At 63.9% G+C, this 20407-nt stretch carries 24 protein-coding genes, 1 tRNA gene and 2 pseudogenes; 20 read left to right on the forward strand and 7 right to left on the reverse strand.

Annotated features, from left to right (window positions below; translation table 11 throughout):
* Positions 1 to 8 precede the first annotated feature (8 nt).
* On the reverse strand, positions 9 to 665 hold the full coding sequence (locus JI752_RS19040; protein ID WP_216967281.1) for an energy transducer TonB: 657 nt from the start codon (positions 663 to 665) through the stop codon (positions 9 to 11).
* Between the two features lie 139 nt (positions 666 to 804).
* Between JI752_RS19040 and serS the strand changes: the two genes are divergently transcribed.
* Positions 805 to 2097 carry a serine--tRNA ligase gene (gene serS / locus JI752_RS19045; RefSeq protein WP_216967283.1) on the forward strand — a complete coding sequence of 431 codons (1293 nt, stop codon included), beginning with the start codon at positions 805 to 807 and terminating at the stop codon, positions 2095 to 2097.
* Positions 2098 to 2367: 270 nt separating this feature from the next.
* Here serS and JI752_RS19050 read toward each other — a convergent pair whose 3' ends face one another.
* Positions 2368 to 2952, reverse strand: a complete 585-nt coding sequence (locus tag JI752_RS19050) for an NAD(P)H-dependent oxidoreductase (protein WP_216967285.1) — start codon at positions 2950 to 2952, stop codon at positions 2368 to 2370.
* Positions 2953 to 3056: 104 nt separating this feature from the next.
* Between JI752_RS19050 and JI752_RS19055 the strand changes: the two are divergent.
* The 8 genes and pseudogenes from JI752_RS19055 to JI752_RS19090 all read left to right on the forward strand — a co-directional run.
* Positions 3057 to 3989 (forward strand): annotated as a pseudogene (locus JI752_RS19055) (LysR family transcriptional regulator); the annotation flags it as partial.
* A gap of 223 nt (positions 3990 to 4212) precedes the next feature.
* A tRNA-Ser gene (locus tag JI752_RS19060) sits at positions 4213 to 4302 on the forward strand.
* Between the two features lie 490 nt (positions 4303 to 4792).
* Complete coding sequence (gene adhP / locus JI752_RS19065) at positions 4793 to 5821, forward strand: alcohol dehydrogenase AdhP (protein WP_216967287.1); 1029 nt, start codon at positions 4793 to 4795, stop codon at positions 5819 to 5821.
* A gap of 51 nt (positions 5822 to 5872) precedes the next feature.
* Entirely contained in the window at positions 5873 to 6235 is a 363-nt protein-coding gene (locus JI752_RS19070) for a hypothetical protein (protein ID WP_216967289.1), read from the forward strand.
* Positions 6236 to 6380: 145 nt separating this feature from the next.
* Positions 6381 to 6614: pseudogene (locus JI752_RS19075) on the forward strand (zinc-dependent alcohol dehydrogenase); the annotation flags it as partial.
* A gap of 51 nt (positions 6615 to 6665) precedes the next feature.
* Positions 6666 to 7028 (forward strand): hypothetical protein, encoded by a 363-nt coding sequence (locus JI752_RS19080; RefSeq protein ID WP_216967291.1) that lies wholly within the window; start codon positions 6666 to 6668, stop codon positions 7026 to 7028.
* Between the two features lie 510 nt (positions 7029 to 7538).
* Positions 7539 to 8270: a hypothetical protein gene (locus JI752_RS19085; protein ID WP_216967292.1), complete on the forward strand. Its 732-nt coding sequence runs from the start codon at positions 7539 to 7541 to the stop codon at positions 8268 to 8270.
* Between the two features lie 13 nt (positions 8271 to 8283).
* Complete coding sequence (locus JI752_RS19090) at positions 8284 to 8688, forward strand: hypothetical protein (protein WP_216967294.1); 405 nt, start codon at positions 8284 to 8286, stop codon at positions 8686 to 8688.
* A 160-nt stretch (positions 8689 to 8848) separates the two neighbouring features.
* On the opposite strand, the gene JI752_RS19095 is transcribed toward JI752_RS19090, so the two are convergent.
* From JI752_RS19095 to JI752_RS19115, 5 genes are all read right to left on the reverse strand, one after another.
* Positions 8849 to 9187, reverse strand: a complete 339-nt coding sequence (locus tag JI752_RS19095; protein ID WP_216967296.1) for a hypothetical protein — start codon at positions 9185 to 9187, stop codon at positions 8849 to 8851.
* Between the two features lie 469 nt (positions 9188 to 9656).
* On the reverse strand, positions 9657 to 10415 hold the full coding sequence (locus JI752_RS19100) for a hypothetical protein (protein WP_216967298.1): 759 nt from the start codon (positions 10413 to 10415) through the stop codon (positions 9657 to 9659).
* Positions 10416 to 10790: 375 nt separating this feature from the next.
* The gene (locus JI752_RS19105) at positions 10791 to 11012 is read right to left on the reverse strand and encodes a hypothetical protein (protein ID WP_216967300.1); all 222 of its coding nucleotides are present in this window, start codon (positions 11010 to 11012) and stop codon (positions 10791 to 10793) included.
* Positions 11013 to 11149: 137 nt separating this feature from the next.
* Entirely contained in the window at positions 11150 to 11590 is a 441-nt protein-coding gene (locus JI752_RS19110; protein WP_216967302.1) for a fasciclin domain-containing protein, read from the reverse strand.
* A gap of 270 nt (positions 11591 to 11860) precedes the next feature.
* Positions 11861 to 12049, reverse strand: coding sequence for a hypothetical protein (locus JI752_RS19115; protein ID WP_216967304.1), 189 nt, complete (start codon positions 12047 to 12049; stop codon positions 11861 to 11863).
* Positions 12050 to 12076: 27 nt separating this feature from the next.
* On the opposite strand from JI752_RS19115, the gene JI752_RS19120 reads away from it, so the two are divergent.
* The 11 genes from JI752_RS19120 to JI752_RS19170 all read left to right on the forward strand — a co-directional run bounded on the left by JI752_RS19120 (position 12077) and on the right by JI752_RS19170 (position 20280).
* Complete coding sequence (locus tag JI752_RS19120) at positions 12077 to 12253, forward strand: hypothetical protein (RefSeq protein WP_216967306.1); 177 nt, start codon at positions 12077 to 12079, stop codon at positions 12251 to 12253.
* Between the two features lie 283 nt (positions 12254 to 12536).
* Positions 12537 to 13385 carry an energy transducer TonB gene (locus JI752_RS19125; RefSeq protein ID WP_216967308.1) on the forward strand — a complete coding sequence of 283 codons (849 nt, stop codon included), beginning with the start codon at positions 12537 to 12539 and terminating at the stop codon, positions 13383 to 13385.
* Positions 13386 to 13951: 566 nt separating this feature from the next.
* Positions 13952 to 14281 carry a hypothetical protein gene (locus tag JI752_RS19130; RefSeq protein WP_216967310.1) on the forward strand — a complete coding sequence of 110 codons (330 nt, stop codon included), beginning with the start codon at positions 13952 to 13954 and terminating at the stop codon, positions 14279 to 14281.
* Positions 14282 to 14449: 168 nt separating this feature from the next.
* Positions 14450 to 14872: a hypothetical protein gene (locus JI752_RS19135; protein WP_216967312.1), complete on the forward strand. Its 423-nt coding sequence runs from the start codon at positions 14450 to 14452 to the stop codon at positions 14870 to 14872.
* Between the two features lie 131 nt (positions 14873 to 15003).
* Positions 15004 to 15477, forward strand: a complete 474-nt coding sequence (locus tag JI752_RS19140; RefSeq protein ID WP_216967314.1) for a hypothetical protein — start codon at positions 15004 to 15006, stop codon at positions 15475 to 15477.
* A gap of 451 nt (positions 15478 to 15928) precedes the next feature.
* Positions 15929 to 16273, forward strand: a complete 345-nt coding sequence (locus JI752_RS19145; RefSeq protein WP_216967315.1) for a hypothetical protein — start codon at positions 15929 to 15931, stop codon at positions 16271 to 16273.
* Between the two features lie 819 nt (positions 16274 to 17092).
* Positions 17093 to 17359, forward strand: a complete 267-nt coding sequence (locus tag JI752_RS19150) for a hypothetical protein (protein ID WP_216967317.1) — start codon at positions 17093 to 17095, stop codon at positions 17357 to 17359.
* Positions 17360 to 17518: 159 nt separating this feature from the next.
* Positions 17519 to 18196 carry a hypothetical protein gene (locus JI752_RS19155; protein WP_216967334.1) on the forward strand — a complete coding sequence of 226 codons (678 nt, stop codon included), beginning with the start codon at positions 17519 to 17521 and terminating at the stop codon, positions 18194 to 18196.
* A gap of 256 nt (positions 18197 to 18452) precedes the next feature.
* The gene (locus JI752_RS19160) at positions 18453 to 18758 is read left to right on the forward strand and encodes a hypothetical protein (RefSeq protein WP_216967319.1); all 306 of its coding nucleotides are present in this window, start codon (positions 18453 to 18455) and stop codon (positions 18756 to 18758) included.
* A 527-nt stretch (positions 18759 to 19285) separates the two neighbouring features.
* Positions 19286 to 19624 carry a hypothetical protein gene (locus JI752_RS19165; protein ID WP_216967321.1) on the forward strand — a complete coding sequence of 113 codons (339 nt, stop codon included), beginning with the start codon at positions 19286 to 19288 and terminating at the stop codon, positions 19622 to 19624.
* Between the two features lie 173 nt (positions 19625 to 19797).
* Positions 19798 to 20280, forward strand: a complete 483-nt coding sequence (locus JI752_RS19170; RefSeq protein WP_216967323.1) for an energy transducer TonB — start codon at positions 19798 to 19800, stop codon at positions 20278 to 20280.
* Positions 20281 to 20407 lie beyond the last annotated feature (127 nt).

Here is a 20407-nt window from a genome sequence, read left to right on the forward strand (position 1 = left end):
CGGCCCCGTCAGCGTTGCGCCTGGAAACTGATCGGCACCATCACCGTGCCCGCGGTCGGCTGGCCGCCCTGCATCGCCGGGCGGAAGCGCCAGCGCTTCACCGCATCCACGGCCGCGCGGTCCAGGTGCCGCGAGCCGCTGGTGTTGGCCACTTCGACATCACGCGGCACGCCATCCGGGCCGATCTGCGCGCGCACCATCACCGTGCCGCTTTCGCCGCGCCGCAGCGCCTGGTTCGGGTAGCGCGGGGCCGGGGTCTGGCCTGTGATGGGTTCGGGGCGCGTCGGCACGCCGGTCGGCGCAGGCGCTTCGACCGGGCGCGGCAAGGTTGGCGGCGGTGTCTCCGGGCGGGTTTCGACCAGGCGCGGGCGTTCTTCGCCTTCGCCCGGCGTTGGCGCGGGCGGGGCCGCGCCCATGCCGCTGGCGTTGTCGCGCTGCGCCGGCAGCGGCGCGGGCAGGGGGGCGTAACGCGGCGAGTCGGCCGTCGGTGCCGGGCCGGCGCGGAACAAGGTGTCGCGGTCGCGGCGCCCGATCGACAGCACCAGCGCGAACAGCACCAACCCGACCACGAAGGCGAGCAGCACCCACAGCAACGAGCGTCCCGAAGGCAGCCAATCGGACAGGGCAAACGCGGGACGGTGCGGTGCGGGGGCGGGTGCGGACATGCGGGATCCGGTCGGAAGGCTCTCCGGATTCTGACGACACGCGCCCGGAACGACGTGAACGTTTCGGCAATCGGTCGCTCTGAGGTGCAGTTACACGCGATAATCGCGACTTCGATCACTCGTTACGCGCCACGCCCCCATGCTCGATCCGACCCTGCTGCGCCAGAACCCCGCCGAACTCGCCGCGCGCCTGCGCCAGACGCGGGGTTACGAACTCGACGCCGCCGCGCTGGAATCGCTGGAGTCCGAGCGCAAGCAGATCCAGGTGCGCACGCAGGAGTTGCAGAACCTGCGCAACACGCGCTCCAAGGCGATCGGCCAGGCCAAGGCCAAGGGCGAGGACGTGAGCGCGCTGATGGCCGAAGTCGCCGGCTTCGGCGACGAACTCAAGGCCAGCGAAGTACGCCTGGAGACGATCCGCGGCGAGATCGAAGCCATCGCGCTGACCATGCCCAACCTGCCGCACGAATCCGTGCCGCAGGGCAATGACGAGAACGACAACGTCGAACAGCACCGCTGGGGCACGCCGCGCACGTTCGAGTTCCCGGTCAAGGACCACGTCGAACTCGGCGCGCGCAACGGCTGGCTCGACGGCGACACCGCCGCCAAGCTCAGCGGCGCGCGCTTCACCGTGCTGCGCGGCCAGCTCGCGCGCCTGCACCGCGCGCTCGCGCAGTTCATGCTCGACCTGCACACGAACGAGCACGGCTACCAGGAAACCAGCGTCCCGCTGCTGGTCAACGCCGACTCCATGCGCGGCACCGGCCAGCTGCCGAAGTTCGAGGACGACCTGTTCGCCACGGCCGTCGGCGACGGCGAGACCGCGCACAAGCGTTACCTCATCCCGACCTCCGAAGTCCCGCTGACCAACATCGTGCGCGACGAGATCGTAGAAGCCGACGCGATGCCGCTGCGCATGACCGCGCATTCCATGTGCTTCCGCGCCGAAGCCGGCAGCCACGGCAAGGACACGCGCGGCATGATCCGCCAGCACCAGTTCGAGAAGGTCGAACTGGTGACGATCGCCAGGCCCGAAGAGAGCTACGCCGAGCACGAGCGCATGACGCGCTGCGCCGAAGTCGTGCTGGAGAAGCTCGGCCTGCCGTACCGCCGCGTGCTGCTGTGCACGGGCGACATGGGTTTCGCCGCGACCAAGACCTTCGATCTGGAAGTCTGGCTGCCCTCGCAGGACACCTATCGCGAGATCTCGTCGTGCTCCAACTGCGAGAGCTTCCAGGCCCGCCGCATGCAGGCCCGCTGGCGCAACCCGACCACCGGCAAGCCGGAGTTGGTGCACACGCTCAATGGCTCGGGCACGGCGGTGGGTCGCGCGCTGATCGCGGTGATGGAGAACTACCAGAACGCGGATGGTTCGATCACCGTGCCGGAGGTGCTGCGTTCGTACATGGGTGGCGCCGAGCGGATCGCCTGATCCCGCTTTTCCCTTCTCCCCTCGGGAGGAGGTGCCCGAAGGGCGGATGAGGGGTAACGAAGACGCTTGGGTGAACCATCAGTGCCGTGCCGTGCCGCGCTCGTGGTTTCCCGAACACACTCCGTTCCCCCTCACCCCAACCCCTCTCCCGATGGGGCAGGGGCTAAGAACACCGCCCTCATCGAACGCGCAATAAAAAACGGGCCCGCAATGCGGGCCCGTCGCGTTTACCGGCTCAAGCGGGGAGGGGTGGGCCGGCGTCACGCTCCCTCAGGCGGCTTCTGCCAGAGGGGAACGGATGGACGCGTGCGCAGCGGCCAGCGCATCGGCGCGGTGCTGGTCGGAATAGGTCACGCCCTCGGCGCGGATGATCTCCACGTCGGTCACGCCCAGGAAACCGAACACCTGGCGCAGGTAGGCCTCCTGGAAGTCCGCCGGGCTCGCATCGCCGTACAAGCCACCGCGGCCGCTGACGATCACCATGCGCTTGCCGCCGGCCAGGCCTTCGGGCTTGCCTTCGGCCGTGTAGCGGAAGGTGCGGCCGGCCACGGCCACGCGGTCGATCCACGCCTTGAGCGTTGAAGGAATGCTGAAGTTGTAAAACGGCGCGCCAATCACCACTACATCGGCAGCAAGGAACTGCTGCATCGTCGCCTCATCGGCTTCGGCCTGGGCCGGGTCGGCCTTGGCGAGGGAGCGGCCGGTCAGGTGCGGCAGCGGGTCGGCGTCCAGGTCGCGGTAGTCGACGGAGAGGTCGGCGACGGCATCCTGCCAGCGGGCCACGACGGCCGCGGTCAGTTCACGGGTGACCGAATTAGTGCCAAGGGCACTGGAATCGAGATGCAGGAGCTTCATGATGGGCCTCGGATGGAACGATCGGCGGGATGCCGGGTCGGAGGCCAATCTAGGTCGTTGCCGTAGTGGAATAAATCTGGTCAAATGTCACTAACCGTTCCGGAATTGGAATTATCGCCATGCAGGACCTGAACGACCTGTACTACTTCGCCATGGTGGTCGAGCACGGCGGCTTCGCCGCAGCCGAACGCGCCCTGGGGATCCCCAAGTCCCGCCTGAGCCGCCGCATCAGCCAACTGGAGACCGACCTGGGCGTGCGCCTGCTCCAGCGCTCCACCCGCCGGTTCGCCGTGACGGACGTCGGCAACAGCGTCTACCGCCACGCCCAGTCGATGCTCGCCGAGGCCCAGGCCGCGCACGAAGTCGTCGACCGCCTCAGCGCCGAACCGCGCGGCGTGATCCGCGTCAGCGTCCCGGTGGGGATGGCGCAACAGCAGATGCCCAAGCTGCTGCCGGAATTCCTCGCCCGCTTCCCGCAGGTGCGGGTGCAGCTGCTGGTCAGCAACCGCCGCGTGGACATCATCAACGAAGGCATCGACGTCGCCCTGCGCGTGCGTTCCAAGCTCGACGACGACGGCAGCCTGGTGATGCGCAGCTTCGGCCAGATCGCCGAACTGCTGGTCGCCAGCCCCGATTACCTCAAGCGCATGGGCCGCCCGAAGAATCCGGACGAACTCGGCGACCACGTCACCCTCAGCATGAGCGAGGACGACGCCCGCCAGCGCTGGGAACTGCACGGCCCCGACGGTGACGTGCGCCGCGTCGAACTCAAGCCGCGCGTGATGGGCTTCGATTTCCCCATGCTGATGCAGCTGGCCCAGCAGGGCGTGGGCATCACGCTGCTGCCGGAAACCATCTGCGCCGAAGCCGTGCGCCGCGGCGAACTGGAAGTCGTGCTGCCCGACTGGCGCCTGCCGCAGGGCATCTTCCACGCCGTGTTCGCATCGCGCCGCGGCCTGCTGCCGGCGGTGCGCGTCTTCATCGACTTCATCGCCGAGAAAGCCCCGGGCCTGGTCGAATCCGCCCGCCTGCAATGCAGCGAGATCAAGGGCAAGCCCTGCCCGGAGGACGCCGCGAAGCTTTCGCCGCCCGCCGTCGCCGCGCCGGCGCCCCGGATCGTCACCGAAGCATGAGAGAATGCGGCCCGCATCGCGCGGGCCGCAGCGTTTTGGCGCCCCGGATCCTCGGAAACGCCCCGCGTAACCGAGCCCCGCCACGCGATAACGACGGCAAAGCGCGTGCCGCAAAGCGCATCAAAACGGAGAGATGGCCGAGTGGTTTAAGGCAGCGGTCTTGAAAACCGCCGAAGGGTCAAACCTTCCGTGGGTTCGAATCCCACTCTCTCCGCCACTTCCGATCAGGCGGCCGCGCCGCCCGCATCATCCCGCTTCACTTCGCCGAAGCTTGTCCTCGCCGCGTCTCACCATCGCCATACCTCGTCATTCCAGCGAAAGCAGGAATCCATCTGGCCGTTGCTCGCGCGCAGCGATGGCCCAAAGACGTGACGGCCACGCGTAATCCCGTCATCCCGGCGAAGGCCGGGACCCAGGCCCATCGCCTGTCAGCCAGGCGACCTCCGGCGCACGCACGCGGGACATCTGCGCGCATCGGCCAACCCATGCGGATCGCCTGCAGTGATTCACGATTACCGAACCCGCGTAGTCCGGGTAAGCGAAGCGCCTCGAGGCTCTGCGGAGATTGGAAACTTGCATATCGAGCGCGGCCTGCGTCCCTACCCAGGCTACGCGGGCTAACCCGCCTGATGCGGCAGGCCACCCGACGTACGGCCCACACGATCGGCGTAAAGTTGGAGCCCGACCTTTCCCCCGAGGATCGAGCGATGGACCGGAGCATGAAAGCGGCGGTGGTGCGCGCATTCGGCCAGCCCCTGGTGATCGAGGAAGTCCCCGTGCCGCGACCCGGCGCCGGAGACGTGCTGGTGAAAGTCGAAGCCTGCGGCGTGTGTCACACCGATCTGCACGCGGCCGAGGGCGATTGGCCGGTGAAGCCGTCGCCGCCGTTCATTCCCGGCCACGAGGGCGTGGGCCACGTCGTGGCGGTGGGCGCCAACGTCAGCCACGTCAAGGAGGGCGATCGCGTCGGCGTCCCGTGGCTGTATTCGGCCTGCGGTTTCTGCGAACACTGCCTGGGCGGCTGGGAAACGTTGTGCGAACAGCAACGCAACACCGGCTATTCGATCAACGGCGGTTTCGCCCAATACGTGCTGGCCGATGCCGGCTACGTCGGGCACCTGCCCAAGGGCATCGGCTTCGTCGAGATCGCGCCGGTCCTGTGCGCCGGAGTCACGGTCTACAAAGGCCTGAAGATGACCGACACCCGCCCCGGCGACTGGGTGGTGATCTCCGGCATCGGCGGCCTGGGCCACATGGCGGTGCAGTACGCGAAGGCGATGGGCCTCAACGTGGCCGCGGTGGACGTGGACGACGACAAGCTGGAACTGGCGCGGCGCCTGGGCGCCACGGTCACGGTCAACGCACTCACCACCGATCCCGCCGCCTACCTCAAGCGCGAGATCGGCGGCGCGCATGGCGCGCTCGTCACCGCGGTGTCGCCCAAGGCGTTCGAACAGGCGCTGGGGATGTTGCGGCGTCGCGGCACGATGTCGCTGGTGGGCCTGCCGCCGGGAAGCTTCCCGCTGGACATCTTCGGCATGGTGCTCAACGGCATCACCGTGCGCGGCTCGATCGTCGGCACCCGGCTGGACTTGCAGGAATCGCTGGAGTTCGCCGCGCAAGGCAAGGTCGCCGCAACCGTGGCCGCCGACAGGCTCGAGAACATCAACGGCATCTTCGACCGCATGCGCAAGGGCGAGATCGAAGGGCGCATCGTGCTTGATATGGCGGCGTAGGGGCTCCGACCAACGCGGTCCTGCGCTTACATTGAGAAAGGGTTGGAGACCATGGAAGCACTGACCCAGAGGGCCGCTGTCGCGCTGGCCGAGCAGTTCGTCGCCGAGAGCGGGTACACCGGCCTCCCGCCCGAGCAGATCACGAAAACGCCGCTTTATCTTGAGCCATTCGAGCCCAGCGGTACCCGGAGGCAAGTGCTGCAGCAGCGCCACAACACGCTGCAGCCGAAGGCAATAGGTGCCAGGGTGGGACGAAGAGGCGGGCAGACCGGTTGGAGCGTTGCATTTGCCTACACGTCTTCGAGCCTCGGCAAGGGGGATTCATGCCGCGTTGTCACCATGGACGAAGACGGCGCCAACATGCGTATCGAGCGTGACCAAGGTGATCGGTCCTACTTTGCCGGCTTCTATTAGCTGTCAATCGGGTTCGACGGCTGAGTGTAGGCGACCATGACCGTCAGGCCGTTGTAGCCCGGGTAAGCGAAGCGCACCCGGGGTCTGCGGTGATCGGAAGCGTGCATCCCGGGTGCGGCCTGCGGCCTTACCCGGGCTACGCTGGCTGCCGCCAGGAAGCTTCCCGCTGGACATCTTCGGCATGGTGCTCAACGGCATCACCGTGCGCGGCTCGATCGTCGGCACCCGGCTGGACTTGCAGGAATCGCTGGAGTTCGCCGCGCAGGGCAAGGTCGCCGCAACCGTGGCCGCCGACAAGCTCGAGAACATCAACGGTATCTTCGACCGCATGCGCAAGGGCGAGATCGAAGGGCGCATCGTGCTTGATATGGCGGCGTAGGGGCTCCGACCAACGCGGTCCTGCGCTTACATTGAGAAAGGGTTGGAGACCATGGAAGCACTGACCCAGAGGGCCGCTGTCGCGCTGGCCGAGCAGTTCGTCGCCGAGAGCGGGTACACCGGCCTCCCGCCCGAGCAGATCACGAAAACGCCGCTTTATCTTGAGCCATTCGAGCCCAGCGGTACCCGGAGGCAAGTGCTGCTGCAGCGTCACAACACGCTGCAGCCGAAGGCAATAGGTGCCAGGGTGGGACGAAGAGGCGGGCAGACCGGTTGGAGCGTTGCGTTTGCCTACACGTCTTCGAACCTCGGCAAGGGGGATTCATGCCGCGTTGTCACCATGGACGAAGACGGCGCCAACATGCGTATCGAACGTGATCAAGGTGATCGGTCCTACTTTGCCGGCTTCTATTAGCTGTCAATCGGGTTCCACGGTTGAGTGTAGGCGACCGTGACCGTCGGGCCGTCGTAGCCCGGGTAAGCGAAGCGCACCCGGGGTCTGCGGTGATCGGAAGCGTGCATCCCGGGTGCGGCCTGCGGCCTTACCCGGGCTACGCTGGCTTTGAGCAAGCCTAATAACGTCGGTCGCGAATCCCATCTCTGAACGAGGCAGAGTCGGCAGGATGGCGCGTAGCCCTGTTGAGCCTTGCACGTTTGGGGCGTCTACCTAAAAATGGGTCGCCTGAGGTGGTGTTCTGGCGCAAGATCTAGCTAATTCAGTGAGTTATGCCAGGGATGGGGGCGGAAGGATGCGCAAAAACTATGGAGCCGGACACCGAACCGAGCCGGGTGCCGTGCCATTTGTCGTATACAGACAGTAGAGGTTGGACGCGTACGATGGCGTCCTGCCGCCTCGGCCCCTCGCGGGCATATAGGAATGCCTGTGATCATTAAGGCCGCTCCGGAAACTATATTCAATGGGCTGATGGACCGAGCTCTCCAGGGCTTTCGGACCCACGGGCTGTCCGATTTCGACCGAAAGCGCATCGAGAAGGAGTGCGCGTCACTTGCGGCGGTCGATAGTTCTGGGGCGCACGAGATTCGGGCGTGTTTAGCGGCCCAAGCTGGCAGGTTTGACGAAGCGCAGGAAGAGTTCGAGAGGGCCTTGAAGGCTTCCGACAACCGGCTTGGGACTGCGGTCCGGCACCTAATTATCTTGACGGCGGCTGGCCACACAAAGGGTGTATTGGAAATCGCGCGCAATTACCGCCATTTGATTCGAAACGACCCCAATGCAATTCGGACCGTAAGCCACATGTTGTCTGGTTGTGGCTGGGTTGGTTTTGCTGATGAGATTCGAAGCGAGGCCGCGCGCCTTGGGTCCGATTTGCGACCAGCATTTGGACCAATTCTTCAGGAACTGAAGAAGAGCGACTTGAGCGAGACGGATGTTGTCGCGGTTGTGGACTACGTGAACAGCCAGCTTGCGGCGCACAAGGCCTTCGCGGATAAGGTCACTGCTTCGTCCGTAGCGATGGAGGATGGGTCGTTCGCGTTGCTGTTCGATTTTGCACTCGCCAGAGACCCCGAAGAAGTTGCCGACCTTGAGTGGGAGCTCTTGTCAGGAATACCCGAAGACGGACTCCCTGCGTATCTAAGTCGTCAAGTGCAGTTTGGGCTGAGCTCGTCGGTGGTGGGCGATGCCGATAAGCTGTGAGGATCTCAAAGACTTGGCAGCAAGCCTGGCAGTAGGTGATTCTGACGAAGTCCAGTTGCGAGCGTCTGTCAGCCGTGCCTACTACGCCGCATTCCATTCAGTGTTACCGCTGGTCCAACAGTTTCCGCGCTCAAAAACGTGTCCGAAGGAAGTGGGGCATGTGACGCACAAGGAGCTGACCTCTCGATTGAATGAGTGGCAAACGGATTCGGTGCATCCGAAACTGGCGCGTATGACCACAACGCGAAACACGTTGCTCAATGCCATTGAGTTGGCGCGCGCCGCGAGAGTAAAGGCCGACTACATGCTCGGGACGGACGTTGATCTCGCCCAGGCGATTGCACAAGTGAACCGTGCTAGGCGGATCATCCAAGCTATGGCTCAGATCGAAGGGGAGCTCAAACGCCCGGCAGCCTAGCGATTACGCAAGTACCCCGCGATTTCATCCGCAGATGCACAGCCCGAACTGTTCGCATAGTTGAAGTCCAAGGCACGCATCCATACGCCACGATCTTGGCTCAGGCTTATCAGGGCAATCGCAGCGCACCCGCGGGGCGGGTGCGCGTGGGCTGGGGGCGTCAGGTGCCGTAGCCCGCATCGACGAGCAGTCTCTCGATGCAGGAGAAGAAGCCGACCCAGTAGCCGTTGCGGTCGATGGCGTTGTAGTCGATGTCGGAGGCGATCCAGCCCAGTACGCCCATGCCGACCAGGGTGGGGTTCGCGTGGAGCCAGCGGACGAATTGCAGGGCGTATTGCTTGCCGATGGCTTCGGCTTCGATGTAGCCCTCGATTGGGCCGCCGACCGGCGGCACCGTCCAGCAATGGGGCTTGCCGTGGGGCTTGGGAGTGACGAAGGGCAACGTCGCGATCAGAAGCGTTGCGGGCGTGCGGTTGCGTCGTGCGGGGTACTTGCGCATTCGGGAATTCCTGTTTGTTTGGAGGAATTCCGTCACCCCGACGCCAATCGGGGTGACGGACGACGCGAGGTTGGCGTACCGGCAAACAGGACCCGGCGAGCCTTGCGGCTCCCCCGCGCCGCCCGCCATTGGGCGAGTGCGCAGCGCAGGCCCATCATCGCGAAGCGGCCGAAAAAACAAAAGCGCCTACATCGGATGATGGGCGCCTGCGCGCCAGTTTGATCGGGACGCCAATCCCGGCACCGGAGTTCGCCGGTGCAACCCCAGCGTGCCGATGCAACGCGCGCGATTCAACGACGCATGTGCGTCAGTTCAAAGTTCGGCGTCAGCCTTTGTCGCAGTCGCCCTGCATTCGATATGCGAAGCGCGTCCCGCCGGCCGCATCGAATCCAATGCGCGCGATTTCACCCTGCGCGCGTCGGACCGACGAAGAAGCCCGGGTGCGCGTCGCATACCCGGGCGGCCGACATCAGGACTTCCCGTTTTCAGACGCGGACAGCGACGTCGCCGAATCCGGAAACCAACCGGGCAGGGCTTGCGCGAAGTGCTCGGCGCACTCTTCCACGTAGGCGTTTGCCGTCGATTTGACGAGGGCGTAGTCCTCCGCCTGCCACTGCTCAAGCGATGCCACTTTCGGTGCGGGCTGGCAGCTCATCGAGATGTTGCTGCGCTCGAACTTCATAAAGCCGAGCTTCTTCGGTGGCACACCGACATGCGCTTGGAAGCGAAGCTCGTATTGCGTGTCGGCATCGGAAAGCTTCTGGTACACCAGCAGCCAATCGCCCGCGTCGATCTGCATCGCACGGTGCTCGGCCGGGAGTGCGTCGCGATGCTGTTCGAAGTAGGCATCCAGGCGGTTGCGGAACGCGCCGGGGAGTGCAGCCAGCGCCGGATTCGGGATCGAATCGATCTTCGTGCCTTTGAGCTGATCCTTGTGGAAGCTGCCGACCTTCACGCCGCCACCAAGCAGACCAGTCAGCACATTGACGGCCGTATACGCCGCCGCGACCTTGCCGGTGGTGGAACGTTGGACCAGGCGCAGGACTTCGTCGCCTTTTCCCATGGGGCTATCGGGAAGCGATGTTCTGGCGTCGATGGAGAGTCGGTCGGCGCTGATGCTCGCCGTCGGCGTGCTGGCGGCCGGCGCCTCGACGGGCGAGGTCGGTGCATCCGTCGACAAGGACGGCGGCGGCGCGTTATCGGCCGCAAGCACCGGCCCGGTGAGCATCACGGCGTACAGCGCGAGCGCGCTGCATCCACGGGTCTTCGTGGAGCAGAAATCAGAAGTACGGGGGGACATGGGGATGGGCGGAAGTGGAGGGCTTACGGCCTGCTCCACGTCATCCGGTTACCGCCGACGTGGATCGAGCCGGCCGGCGATGCTAGGTGGCGAGAAAAGTGCTCACCATGGGAAGAGTCCTAAATCTTCAACGCCGAGTGGCGAGGCCACCGTAGCCGGGCCCGCGAGGCACATCCGGGGGCGTAGGGATGGCAATGCGGCGCGGCTGCGGCTTGTGACCTTGCCGCGAATGCGCGGCCTATTCGTCCGCCGCTTCTTGCCCTTGTGCGAACGCCTCCACCGGCTCGGGCCGCTGAGTGGCAGTCAATCCTTCGCCAGGCGCGGATCGGCGTCTTGCCACGCCGCCAGAATCCGCTCCGCCACTTCCGGCCAGGGCAGCCCGGTGACGTACGACGCCCACAGGGTTTCCAGCTCGCACGACACGTCGTCCCAGCTGGCTTTTGGATGCAAGTCGCGAGCCTGCTGTCCAATGACGCGCGTCAACGCGGAATACGGCGGACGCACGAGGGTAGGGGGTTGGGCCATCACGGCACTCATCGGGTTCCCGTCTGCGAAGGGGGCGCTTCCACCGGTTTGCCCTGCGGCGAGTCGTTCCGGCGCAGTGCCGACAAACAAAGAACGGCGAGGCAAGCCCCGCCGTTCCGTGGGTCAATCCGATGACGTTACTGCTTGGTCGGAATGTTGACCTTGTCGATGCCGTGGATGACACCGTTGCTGGAGCTGATGTCGGCCGAGGTCACCTGCGCGCCGTCAATGCTGACCTTTTCGTTGGCCAGCGTGATCGGGGCGGATTGTCCGTTGACCGTCTTGGCCGCTTCCCACTTGCCGATGTCGGCCACGGTCTTGCGACCGCTGACGACGTGGTAGTTCAGCAGCGAAACGAGTTCTTCCTTGTTCTCGGGCTTGAACAGGTTGTCGAGCTGTCCGGCCGGAAGCTTCTCGAACGCCGCATCCGTGGGCGCGAAGATGGTGAACGGGCCCACGCCGCGCAGGATGTCGCTCATGCCTGCGCGTTCGATGGCCTTGCCGAAGGTCTTGAACGAACCGTTTGCCGCAGCCGTGTCGACGAGGTTCTTGGAATTGGTGTTGGTGGTGGTGTTCATAAAGAATGATTGCCTTTGATGCGATCCGAAATGCACGGAATCGAGGATGGCCGAAGCCAGGCTCCTGCCGACGGCAGGGGCGATAGGACTCAGTGCGGATGGGGAGGGGATCGTGCTGCGCGGCTGAGCGGCCGTTACGACATTGCGTCGTAGTGCCGGTGGAGACTGCGCTATCGAGTGTTACTTATTCGTGATCTGACGGCGGAATCGCGATTGCGTTCATGTGGCGGTGCACGTTGCGCGCGCCGCGCACCGGGCGTTCCGGGGCATTCATGTTCGATCTGAAATCTCGAAATCGTCCGGGCGCGACTGCCCGTTGAAGGCCTCGGGCTGCGCCTTAGAGGCGCACGTATGCGAACCAGCCGCGCGCGCCAGCGATGGCACAAAAAGCGCCGGCACCGGCACTTTTTGTGCCGCCAGCGGCGCTTCAAGTGCCGGCGCCGGCGAAATAAGCGTCACGCGCGACGCTTTTCGGATTTCCCCGTGGTGAAAAAAGCGCCGACGCCGACACTTTTTGCGCCGGTCGCGGCACTTGAAGTGTCGTCGATGGCGAAGAAAGCGCCACGCACGGCACTTTTCGCGATGGACGGTGGCGAAAAAAGCGTCAACGTCGGCGCTTTTTGCGTCGACGATGGCACTTCAAGTGCCGGCGCTGGCGTTTGAAGTGCCGACGTTGGCGCTTTTTTCGCCACGCGTGACGGATATTCCGTCGACGATGAGGTTTTCCGTGCCGTCGGTGGCGGTGGATCGCTCGACGCTCACGTTTGCCGGGCAGGCGATGCCCCTCGGACGGCCGATTGAGGCACCCTCGGCGGAGGCGCGCGACCCTGGCGCGGCGGCTCTCACGGTGGAAGCCCCCTCCGCCTTGCGACCGCAACCGCGCCCGAATAGGCTGGAGCCCGGCGGTGGGGACCGCCGCGTACGCATCACGACTCAGGGGACAAGGATGAAATTCGACAAGCGCCTGTGCGCGCTCGGACTTTCGTTGTGCGTGTCGGTAGTAAGTGCGCAGGCGCCATCGCAACCGGACAACGCCGCGCCTTCGCCGGGCAAGTGTGCGCCGGCCACTCCGATGAAGCCGCCGCAATACCCGGACGAAGCGTCCAAGACGCTGTCGGGCACGACCGTGCTGGTGCTCTCGCTCGACCCCTGCGGCGTGGTGACCTACGTGCAGGTGGAATCCTCCTCTGGCCATGCGCAACTCGACGAGGCGGCGGTTAGCGCCGCGCGCGGCTGGGTGTTCGAGGAAGGCGAGGAGCATCGGCGCGTTCGCGTGCCGGTGGAGTTCTCGCCCGACGGGCTGCCTCCGTCGCCCCTGGCCAAGGCGGACGGTGCGCAGCCGGGCGCCTACAGCATCGAACAGGCGCTGGCGCATTACGACCGCATGCAGTTCTCGCCGGTGCAGACGCCCGCGGCCGACGGCACGTTGCCGGTGTGGATCGAAGACCCGCTGCCGCTGGACTTCCCGACGGTGGCCGAGAACCTGGCCCGGCTCGCACGCGAAGGCCAACCCGAGCCCGAGCGCGACCACATCCGCTACTTCAGGCTCAACGACCACCTTCGTATGGAGGCGTACGAGGTCTTCGACGATGCAGGCTGGCCGTGGGCCCCGGCGATGGTCAGGCGCCGCGTGGTGAGCGACGGCAAGCAGTCGTTCTGGGCGAGTGCGCTCATCTGCGAAGCACAGCGTCAGGCCTGCGCCGAGTTTGAAAAGCTGATGCGCGAAAGCGACGGCCGGCAGACACCCACACCGCCCGCACCGGCGCCGCCGCCGGGCGTGCGACGCGGGCGATAGGGCTTCGCCTCCCGAGCTTGCTAGCGGGAGCGCGGTGTGCGGAGGTAATGTCCGCTTCCGACCCGAAGCGGACATGGGTTCGACGAACGCCGCATGGCGACTGGGGACCATTCCTGGAGGAGTACATGGAAGTTTGGGCAACTGTCGGTGCTACCGCGCTCTTCATACTCAACCTCTCCGCCAGCATCGCCGCCGTGCGGTCTGTTTCTCTCACTCGTGCGCAGAAATGGATCCATGTAGTCCTCGTCTGGCTGACACCTGTGGTGGGAGCCATCCTCATCCTAGGGTTCCTAATTACGGACCGGCCCCCGCCTTGGAGATCAAACGAGGAAGAGCCGCAGGCGGTGGGGGACGTGACCGTGCTGGATCTGGGGCCCAGCCCGTGTGGCTGTTCCGAGACTGGTTCTGACAGCGACTGATGGAGGCAATGTCCGCTTCTGGCCGATAGCGGACGTTCGGCCGGGACGCCCGGTAGCCGGGCTGCTAATGTCCGCTTTCGACCCAAAGCGGACGGTTGTCCGGGGCATCGAGTACGCTGAGCTGAGCCGGGGAATCACGTTCGAGCTATGTCAAAGAAGAGCCTTGCGGTCCAACCGGCCATTCTTCGCGGCCTGGCCTTTGTCGGCGCTGCCTGTGCCGGAGCATGGCTTGGATTTGGTTCTTGTGGCGGCTACGTATGGCACGCCTACGTTGGCTATGGTGTTCTCACGCTTGCGGTGTTGAGTTTGATCACACCAGGTCGGGGCAGTGCGACCAAGCGCGCAGCATTAGCTGGTTTGGTCGCGGCTTCGTTCTTCGTAGCGAAGGCTGCTGGCTTTGCTGCCTACCTGGGTCCAAATACGTCTGGGGAATATCTGCGGCAGATTGCCGCCACCTTCAGCTCGGGACTCTGCTAGTTCCGATGCGGGAATGACCGCTACTGGCCGATAGCGGACGTCTGGACGGGACGGCTGCGCCGACCGCTGGTAATGTCCGCTTTCGACCCAAAGCGGACAGAAGTAGAGCAATGCGCCGTTCTCCACTGGGGCCCAGTATGCGTATGACATCTAACAGACAGGTGGCCCGTGAGACACCTCAACCGTTTGCCAACGAAATCGGAAACGTACCTCGGGGGACTCTTTGCATTGCTGTTGAGTTCCGGGCTCGGATACCTCTTCTGGTACGTCTTTCGTGCGGCCTCTGAGCGCCCTGATTTCCTGACCCCGTCCATCGTAGGTGTCCTTGCTGTCCTTGCCGTCATCTTTGCGTGGTCTAGTGGGTTGCTACTGCGCATCCTGTTCGGTTCACCACGCCTTCCGAGCTTCAAGGGGCAGGCTGCAACCGGCTATTTGATGGTGTCGGTCGGCATTGGTCTCTGCACCGGCTCGCTCCTGAGTGCGAATAACCGCGCGGTGCTGTATTTCGCCCAAGGTATTTGTGCGATCACCCTCGGCCTCTTCTGGGCCGCTCAGGCGCGCAGGGCGGCGCGCGTGGCTCACCACGATTAGTGGTCGAACGTCCGCTTCTGGCCGATAGCGGTCATTGGGGTGGAGCGGTCGCCTTGGCCAGTGCTAATGTCCGCTTCCGACACGAAGCGGACGTTAGCGGAATGCGTTCAACAACAATGGTGATGGGTGGCATGAGATTGCTCATCGCGGGCTTGCTGCTTTCGCTCCCATGGCAATCCGTTGCACAGGACTGCACATGCAATGCTGTTACCTCGGGCCCTCTGGAATGGACACGCGGCCAGTACCAGGGTTCTACGTACGTCTTCTTTGGAACCGTGACTTCCGTCGCTCCGCCGATGCCGGATTCGAACGAGACACGGGACCAGCCAACGTTCATCGTCAACGAAGCCTTCAAAGGGAACTTCAAGGGCGGTGAGGTGCGCGGGGCGGACTGTGGGTCGGGAATCCTTCCGGGTGATAGCGCGATGATCTTCTTGGACGGATACCACCGGATTAAGTCCTGCTCGATTCGCGTCAAAGGCATAACCGAGCAGGACATTCGGAATGCAGTGCGCGAACTGTCCCGCGAGGAAGGCAGTTGGAAACGCCGCCAAACCGGGGGGATGGATGGAACAAGCAGCACCACTCCCGGCAAGTCCAAGTGAGTTTCGAATGACCGCTTCTGGCCGATAGCGGACGTTCGATAAGGGGGGCGGCGGTGTTAGAACCAGTTTCCGATTCGCCCCCGTGACCTCGCTGTCGTGTTTCTTGATGAGGAATGCGTCGATGGTTAACTCCCGGTGCAACATCTGCGGCCGCAGGCTTGCCGTCCCGGCCGACCCGCTTTCAGCCGATTGCGGCGGAGATTGCTGGGGATGTGTCGGGGCCATGGAGCTTGGTTGGCCGGAATCGGCCGAGCGAGTTGCAGAGGAAATCCGAGCGGGACTCCGAGAGCCTGATGGGGTAGCTAAGCCACCATTCGACAGCTAGCGGCCGAACGTCCGCTCCTAGTCGATAGCGGACGTTCGGCGGCGACGTTCGGCGACCGGGCTGCTAATGTCCGCTTTCGACCCATAGCGGACGTCGCTGAAATAGGGAGATCGGATGAGGGTACTGATGGCATCAGCGCTGGTCTTGCTCGCTTCCTGCTCGCGTGAATCGGAGCTTGCGTCTGTCTGCGAGATCGGTGCAGACCCTTCGCGGTTTGAAGGGCATCGCGTCACCTTGGTGGGCGAGGCCCGGATGCTGCGGCACCTTAGCGTCATTGAGGACCCTGTCTGCCCGGATGGTTCGCTGCGCATCGTCGGTGGCGAAGGAAACAAGGCTACCGATCAATTCTGGAGCGCGCTGGCCGGGACCTTGGCCCCCAAGCAGCCGCCAGTACGCGCCACCCTTACGGGCCGAATCGAGCGCCAGTCCGACCTGCCGGCGTATGTCCTGCGGGTCGAAGAGGCGGAGTGATGATTCGTCCGCTCCTGGCGATAACGGACATCGGCACGCCCGGCAGTGCGCCGATCTTGTAGGCTCGCCCCGGTCACGACACCCAAACAGGTACACGGATGGATGCAGGCCTGGAATCGATGCGCAGCCCGCCAAGGCGTTGGCTGATGAGCAATACGACACACGAAGGCTTTCCCATCCATTTTCGAAGGCCCGACATCAGGGTGTGCGAGTTCGAATCCCTGCGGCCGCAGTTTCCGGTTCTTCTCGTCATCACTCATCACTTGAGCGTGGTAAAGAGCAACGGACTGCCGGAATCGGATTACACCGCTCACTGGAGGACCTCGATTCGGCGCTCCTGGAACCGTTCAGCGGTGAGGTGCATGGACTGGTTGCCGTCGTGGAAACGTTCGCCGGCAAGCGCACCTACTACGTCTACGTCAATGCATCGTTCGATCTGGACCAGTTTGAACGGGCCATAACTTCCAGATACGCCGATGCCCGTTTGACGTGGGAACGTGACGACGATCCGACCTGGCGACTGCTTCGTGGGTACGCTACGGACTTCCGGTTCCCTTGACTCGCCGGCGATGTCCGCTCCGTTTGCGGACATTCGGGGCGAGGTGGGGGGCGGAACCGGTGGCAATGTGCGCGTCCGCGACCCAAAGCGGACCGCACCGAGCCTTAAATGCCGTGTGTTTTCGTTGGGGCTGATGAATTTGAAGCCGCAGCTCTCCAGGGCTGTCACGTCTTCACAATCCATCTACATATTCCAACGTCATCATGGCTCCGGCAAAAAGGCCGCTGTACTACCGAGGTTCCAGACGAAGGAGGATTGGAATGATTCTGACCAAGAAAAATCTGGCGATGGCGCGTGCGCTCGGCGTGGCGATCGTCGCCCTGAGCCTTGGCGCCTGCGCCACCTATAAAGAAGAGTTTGCGACGATCAACTCGCGCCTCGACTCTCTCGACCAGAAGGTCCAGGGCGCAGCCCAAAGCGCCGAATCGGCGAATCAGTCTGCGCAGCAGGCGAACCAGCGGTTGGATTCACTGGAAAGCCGCGTCCAGCAGCTCGAAGCGGCGCCGGTCCGCAAGCCGCGCGGTTAGTCGTTCTTGCGAAGTTTGTGACGAACGGTTGAACCCAAGACCCGGTGGCCTTTGCTGGCCACCGGTCTCTTTTCTTTAGCCATCGTCTTTGTCCTGAGGAACCGTCCCATCAATACGTGCATTTCCCCTGCCATCCGGGCCGCTTCTGGCGCGCTGGCGCTGGCACTGGCGTTCGCGAGCTTCGGCGCGGCCAGCGCCGAGGATCCCGCTGCCCAATCGTTCACCGCCGTCGACCAGCTTCCGCAAGGCCAGGATGTGTCCGGCACGGTAATCGAGCTCGCGGGCTGGGTTGTCGCATCCAATGACAGCCAAGGCTATCCGTTCGCGGTCATAGACAAGGCCGCCGCCCAGGTCCTGGTGTTCGGCGGCGACGGCCGGCTTCGCGGCGCGGCATCCGGGCTCTTTGGCTCGGCGGTCGGCGATCACACGGCCCCCGGCATCGCCGGTCTCGCGCTTCGTGAAATTCCCGGCCGCGATCGCACGACGCCTGCCGGTCGCTTTGTAGGCGGCTTCGGCCCATCAACCGACGCTGGGCGCGTGCTCTGGGTGGACTACGATTCCGCGGTCTCCATCCACCCGACGGCCACCGGCGTGCCGGCCGAAAAACGCGTCGAACGCCTTGCATCGCCTTCGCCGGACGACAACCGCATCACGCATGGTTGCATCAACGTCTCGCCCGAATTTTACGAGCAGATCATGCGCCCGACGTTCGAGCGGGGCGGGGTGTTCTACATCTTGCCGGATGAGGCGTCGATAGCGGAGACCTTCCCTGAGTTCGCGGAAAGTCGCGCGACTACGCAACGCGACGACGGAAGACGCGCACGGCACGGTCGGTAGTTAAGGGCGCGTCGGCGTATTGCTCAGACATCCGACTCTCGGCATTGCTCCGTCGAGTTTGCTCAGTGAACAGCTCTGACGGATTACTCAATCCGAAGCGACTTCGCGGCTCCGCTTGATTCTGGCGTTGGCCTGTATCCGCGTGTGGCCGATAGCGGGCGGTCGTGGGCTGCCGGCAGTGCTAATGTCCGCGGGGGCGGGCGCCTTCGGGTAGCGAGCCCTTCGTAACGCAACCGCTGGAACAGGACGCCATGGCGTGGGCACGATCAGGCTGGTGCTGAATCACGGGAAGGTCCGGACCGCCAACGACCTGAGAGCGTGGGCGGTTCGGTCCTTTGGCGCGCATATGGACTTGAACGGACTGACTCCACAGTCGGCGGACTTCCTGCGTGAGCTCTTCAATCGAATCGGAAGGTCGGGGCTCTCGTTCGTTGTTGTCGAGAGGTTCGGCTTCCTGCGGGCGCCTTCGGTGAGCGCGGAACTGGACGGCAGTTCCGGCTGGCGCCAGGCGCTGGGGTTCCATCTCCATCGGGATTATTTGAACAGCGTCGCCTTCGAGTAACGGTCACGCAGACTGTCTCTGTCCGCAGCTGGGCGATAGCGGGCGTTGGCCCGGGGCGGGCGTCCGGGCTGGCGCCAATATCCGTTTCCGACCCAAAGCGGACATTCAGTCCCTCCGCTGAGTTGGGCTCGATCACGGTCTCCAGCGGGATAGGAATGCCAACACAAGTAACTCTAGAAGACGACGAAGCCCTGGTGCTGTCCGAATTGCTTGCCTCAGGCCGGGTTGCGGAAAGCATCGACGTATCAGAGCGATACGCTCTCTGGGCGCTAGAAGCGGCTTTGCAAAGGCAGCTGATTGCGCCTTTCTCGTCGGACTACGCAGCACAGCTAGAGCAGGCAAGGACGTCGTTAGTAGCTCGTTTCGGCGACTGATGCCGAAAGTCGTCGACATCCGCTAGTAGCCGACAGCAAGACGTTTTACCGGCACGGGTCCCGGCGCGGTGCCAATGTCCGCCTCGACCCAATTGGAATGCCAACCTCATGCAATCACGGCCATTAGGCGCATTCCAATACGCGGCAATCCTCATGGGATTCGCGACCTTTCTACATTCGCTGGTTGCGTTCGACCTAGTGCTGAATTTCCTTCCGGCGACGCCTGAGATTCGCGCTCTGTGGGCAGTTGATGGTTCGGTCAAGGCGCTTTGGCTTTGTTTCGTGGCGGTAGGAAGCTCCACAGTGATTGCGTTCGGACGCGCGCCCCGGGCCGGCTTTGCCCTATCCTTGTTAGCAACCGGATGTCTGTATTTCGCCAGCATCGGCCTTTGGCACGAAATCAAAGGTGGTTTCTGGATCTGCATTGCGGCGAATCTGGTCGCCGCATGGGGCGTCTGGAGCAACCGTGCCGGTAGTTCGGCCGCAGCCTAGGTCGGTTCTACCTATGTCCGCTGCTGGCCGATAGCGGACATTGGGGCAGGACGGGCGCGCCGGCGACTGGTAATGTCCGCTTTCGACCCGAAGCGGACGATTGCAGTCGCGCGGTCAGAGGGTAGCTTGGGCAAACGCTGCCCGAGCTTGGGGTGCAGACAATGGGGAAACGCATGGCCGCATCATTGTTCCTGATCAGGGGCTGGCAGCGCTGGGCATTTTGTATGTTGCTTGCGTGGCCGGGCTGTGTCCTCGCTTGCGAGAAGCAGAGTCAGCCGTCCGTAGACGACGTGGTCTTCAATCGCGTGACCCCTGAGACGTCCAGGTTGGACATGGAGCTCCAGGAGCGCTACGGCTGCAAGTACCCGTTCGCGATGATCTTCAGCTCCGCTGGCTATCAGCCGATGAGCCTGTTGGCCGGCGCTCAGCCGGCCACGCCGAACGACGAGTCAGGGGCGCCTGTAACTGGGACTGTTCTCATCGGTTTTGTACTCAACGCCGACGGCACACCTATCGACCCACTCGTCCTGAAATCTGATGACGATCGACTGTCTAAGCTCGCCATGGACCATGTGACCACCCTTAGGTACAGGCCCGCGCAGTTCAACTCGCGGACCGTCCGCTCGCTGGGAATTCAGGTCTATCAGTTCAAGTAGGCCAAACGTCCGCTCCTGGCCGTTAGCAATGGGATGGACTCCTCCTCACCAGCGCACTCATCGAGTGCCAGACTGAGTTTGCGAGCACAGTCGCGGCTTAGAGGAGTCCACCATGAACGAGCTTATT

Origin of the sequence: Lysobacter sp. MMG2 (genome assembly GCF_016735495.2) — a bacterium.
Lineage (GTDB): Bacteria > Pseudomonadota > Gammaproteobacteria > Xanthomonadales > Xanthomonadaceae > Lysobacter_J.